A 3,497-nucleotide genomic window follows, 5' to 3' on the forward strand; every position below is an offset into this window, starting at 1 on the left:
TGGACGATTACGGGAATCTCGGCAAGTGGAAACTACTCCAGCAGGCTTGTTCAGTAAAAGGTAGATAGATTGAGGTCGGTGATAGGAACAGCTAACCACAACAGCAGCAAAGTTATTGGTTTTCCCCATCGATGTAAGGGATTTGGCATAACTCACAACTCATAACTCACAACTGACCCACTGACGCCCTCAGCACTCAAATCATTTGTCTAATCCGCTAATGACTAAACTATTAAAAATTACTCCTCAACGCTGGCTGATTATCCTATCCCTATTGATTATTACACCATTAGGGATTTTTTCCAAATACTACTCTGGTCTTGGAGAAAAATGGGTTCATGACTACTCTGGTGATATTTTTTATGAGATTTTTTGGTGTTTATTGATATTTTTTATTATCCCCAATCCCCAAGCAATAACCCGAATTACCTTAGGAGTTTTTAGCGTTACCTGTGCCATAGAATTATTACAACTTTGGCAAACCCCTATATTAGCACCGATTCGTGCTTCCTTAATCGGTAAATTTCTCTTAGGAACTACCTTTGTATGGTGGGATTTCCTCTATTATGCCATTGGCAGCGTCTTAGGTTGGCTATGGTTACGGCAAATTTCGCAGTTCGGTAAACTGATTAGATAGGGTGCATCTCATATTTGTAAAAAAGAATGGGAAGTCTAGGAAGTGTGGGAAGTATGGGAAGTTTCTTAGACTTTTTGCCTAATTGTAAAAGCGATACATCGCTACTCCCGACTCCCGACTCCCGACTCCCGACTCCCGACTCCCGACTCCCGACTCCCGACTCCCGACTCCCTACTCCCTACTCCCTACTCCCTATTCCCTTTGTTATACCGGACTTAATATTACTCAAAACTAACGGATATTTCTACCTTGTCTTTTGGATCTAATCCAATATATTGAGCACGAATAGTAGTACCAGATTTAACAGGAACTAGGGGAGTCATGGAGCCTAAAGACAGTAAATCGCCTTTCTTCAAAACTTTACCTGATGCCTTCAAAGAATCTTTTAACCAAAGTACTACCTGTAACGGATTCCCTAATAAAGCACTACTTTTACCAACAGCTAACTGATTGCCAGCCTTATCTACCATTACAATCTTGATATTTTTTAATCGTTCTTCCCAATCAGGGGTAGCAGATAAAGGAATCGGTGTTCCTAAAACTCCCAAGCGAGCACCGACATTAATGGCTGCCAAAGCAGTGCCATTAAGACTCACTTTTGGGTCATAAACTAAATCTGGTAGTTCCATGAAGGGAATGACGGCATCAAGAGCAGCTAAAGCTTCCTTAGGGGTAGTAGCACTATTAATTTCATCGCTACCAACTCTAACCATTAAGTCTCCTTCATATACAGGTCGAGCACCAAAGTTGGCAGGGACAACCGCTCCACTTTTGAGCAACATTTTTTCGAGAAGTACACCTCGTAAGGGTTCAGAGACTTTGAAGCGCTGTTGAGCAGCAGGATTAGTCAGTCCAGCTTTGTAACCTACAACGTTTCCTAAACTAGAGCTCAACTGTTGTACAAATTGGTCTTGCAAAGCCTGAGCTTGTTCAAGGGTTAGCTTAGTCGCAACTGCTCTAGCTGGGGTTTTGTTGAGATAGCTAGTTGTCAATTCCTCCACCAGACGACTATCAGGGGTTTGATCTAAAACTTTAGTAGGAGAGCTACTAGTTGAGTTGGAGTTCTTTTTAGCCCCAGTGAGGTTGCAGCTTGGCAGATATAGAACCGAAGCCAATAGTAAAATTGCTAGGGAAATAGATTTGATATGTTGCATGGTGTTGCTAGAGCTGTTTTCATGATTCAAACCATTTGGCATAACTCAAGAGCCGAAAATTGCTTTAGTTCCATTTTGTGGTGTTACTTCTGGCGTTGCTGATTATGGGTATGGTTTTGCCCCCCTAACCCCCCAGCGAGCAATCCCTCGCTGGGGGGAACAAAACTCTCAAAGTCCCCCGAGCGAGCAATCCCTCGCTCGGGGGATTTAGGGGGCTGTAATAAAACCAGATGATCGCGCATTCATTCCTTAATTCAGCAACGCCTTACTTCTGAGTTACAGAAGGGGAAGTATACAGATAGAGAATTCACGACCAAGAGGAGTCATTGAGAAACAAAACCCTATCTTAGCAATCTCTCAGTCTTCCAACAAAAGCATTCAAGGGGGATATTATAACATCCATTCTCGGAAGATTCGCTTTGAGGTGATCGATACTGGGATAGGAATCAGTCCTCAACAGTTAGATAAAATATTCCAACCCTTTGAACAAGTAGGGGATACCCAGCTTCGGATAGCTGGAGCGGGTTTAGGCTTAGCTATCAGTCAGCAAATCGTTAAATTGATGGGAAGTAAAATAAACGTTAAAAGTCAATTATGCCAAGGTTCAACATTTTGGTTTGATGTCACCTTACCTGTGATATATATTGTTGCTAAAGCAGAAATTACTGGCATTATTGGAGAAGTATTTACAATTAGAGTGGGTTGATCAAGAGGTGCCGTAAGCAGTCAGCAGTCAGCAGTCAGCTTAAAATAAACCTATGCAGGCCTATGGCCACGCTACGGGAACGGCTCAATTTAAGATTGAGATATTAATGATAATTTAAAGTCTGGGGATTTGCCCATCAAAGCTGATAGCTGATAGCTGACATTGTTTAGTTAGAAAAAAAATTACTTTCTTAACAGGAATAATGTAGTCAATATCAGCACTAAAATTGCTTCAGTTACCAAAAGACCGTAGATGGTTTGTCTTTGCTCAGGGGTGGAGGCAAAATAATCGATAAATACTGTGTAAATAATAAACTGAGAGAGAATTCCAAGTAAACATAATCCAATGCCCCACAATTTTCGTGCTCCTAGTCCAATCACGGCTGCTGTATCGAGGATGCCATAGAAAACATCGCCAATTCTCCAGATTAAAGGTGTTTCTAACCACGGCATTTCCCCAAAACCTGCTATATTACCAAAGTGGACAATCGCGCCATAGGCAAAGACAAAGGCGAGGATTCTTAAATAAATGCTCATCCAAGGGCGTTCTGTAGCTTGGATAAAATAGTCAACCATAGGTAATACGTCCGTGAAAAAAAACGACTTCTGTCCACCTTTTAGAAGAATAGTAGATGGTTTGTCTGTAGTGCAAGCTACCAATCAAGTTTTCTTAGGGCAATATTTGCAGTTAGAGTGGGTGTATCAGCCAATACCTCAACTAGATGATAAATTTGTTCCCTTTGCTCAGACTATATCGAATTATGCTAATGAATTTAAATTACCAAAAATTAGACTATTGATAGAAAAGTATCTTGAAAATAATTAGTATAGCGCAGGGAATCGGGAATCGGGAATCGGGAATCGGGAATCGGGAATCGGGAATCGGGAATCGGGAATCGGGAATCGGGAAACGGGAATCGGGAGTCGGGAATCGGGAATCGGGAAAGAGAGGGAAGTGTGGGAAGTGTGGGGAGATGGGGAGATGGGGAGATTTTTATTAA

At 41.8% G+C, this 3,497-nt stretch carries 6 protein-coding genes; 4 read left to right on the forward strand and 2 right to left on the reverse strand.

Annotated elements, in window-relative coordinates; all coding sequences use genetic code 11:
• The first annotated feature begins 220 nt into the window (after positions 1-220).
• Positions 221-637 carry a DUF2809 domain-containing protein gene (locus tag F6J94_RS31925; protein ID WP_075896345.1) on the forward strand — a complete coding sequence of 139 codons (417 nt, stop codon included), beginning with the start codon at positions 221-223 and terminating at the stop codon, positions 635-637.
• Between the two features lie 26 nt (positions 638-663).
• The gene (locus tag F6J94_RS31930; RefSeq protein WP_293047600.1) at positions 664-903 is read left to right on the forward strand and encodes a hypothetical protein; all 240 of its coding nucleotides are present in this window, start codon (positions 664-666) and stop codon (positions 901-903) included.
• Here the strand turns inward: F6J94_RS31930 and F6J94_RS31935 are convergent.
• Positions 859-1,833 carry a 2-keto-4-pentenoate hydratase gene (locus F6J94_RS31935; RefSeq protein ID WP_081431042.1) on the reverse strand — a complete coding sequence of 325 codons (975 nt, stop codon included), beginning with the start codon at positions 1,831-1,833 and terminating at the stop codon, positions 859-861. The genes F6J94_RS31930 and F6J94_RS31935 overlap by 45 nt on opposite strands.
• A 370-nt stretch (positions 1,834-2,203) precedes the next feature.
• Between F6J94_RS31935 and F6J94_RS31940 the strand changes: the two genes are divergently transcribed.
• Positions 2,204-2,497, forward strand: a complete 294-nt coding sequence (locus F6J94_RS31940) for an ATP-binding protein (RefSeq protein ID WP_367142308.1) — start codon at positions 2,204-2,206, stop codon at positions 2,495-2,497.
• A 182-nt stretch (positions 2,498-2,679) separates the two neighbouring features.
• Here F6J94_RS31940 and F6J94_RS31945 read toward each other — a convergent pair whose 3' ends face one another.
• Positions 2,680-3,072: a hypothetical protein gene (locus F6J94_RS31945; RefSeq protein WP_293047602.1), complete on the reverse strand. Its 393-nt coding sequence runs from the start codon at positions 3,070-3,072 to the stop codon at positions 2,680-2,682.
• 13 nt (positions 3,073-3,085) lie between these two features.
• Here F6J94_RS31945 and F6J94_RS31950 point away from each other — a divergent pair, with 13 nt between their 5' ends.
• Complete coding sequence (locus F6J94_RS31950; protein ID WP_293024782.1) at positions 3,086-3,322, forward strand: hypothetical protein; 237 nt, start codon at positions 3,086-3,088, stop codon at positions 3,320-3,322.
• Positions 3,323-3,497: the final 175 nt, after the last annotated feature.

Origin of the sequence: Moorena sp. SIO1F2 (assembly GCF_010672755.1) — a bacterium.
Lineage (GTDB): Bacteria > Cyanobacteriota > Cyanobacteriia > Cyanobacteriales > Coleofasciculaceae > Moorena.

Bases quoted from the DNA above. Each gene is read 5' to 3' on its own strand.
- F6J94_RS31935 (WP_081431042.1), bottom strand. From the start codon at position 1,833: ATGCCAAATGGTTTGAATCATGAAAACAGCTCTAGCAACACCATGCAA.
- F6J94_RS31930 (WP_293047600.1), top strand. From the start codon at position 664: ATGGGAAGTCTAGGAAGTGTGGGAAGTATGGGAAGTTTCTTAGACTTT.
- F6J94_RS31925 (WP_075896345.1), top strand. From the start codon at position 221: ATGACTAAACTATTAAAAATTACTCCTCAACGCTGGCTGATTATCCTA.
- F6J94_RS31945 (WP_293047602.1), bottom strand. From the start codon at position 3,072: ATGGTTGACTATTTTATCCAAGCTACAGAACGCCCTTGGATGAGCATT.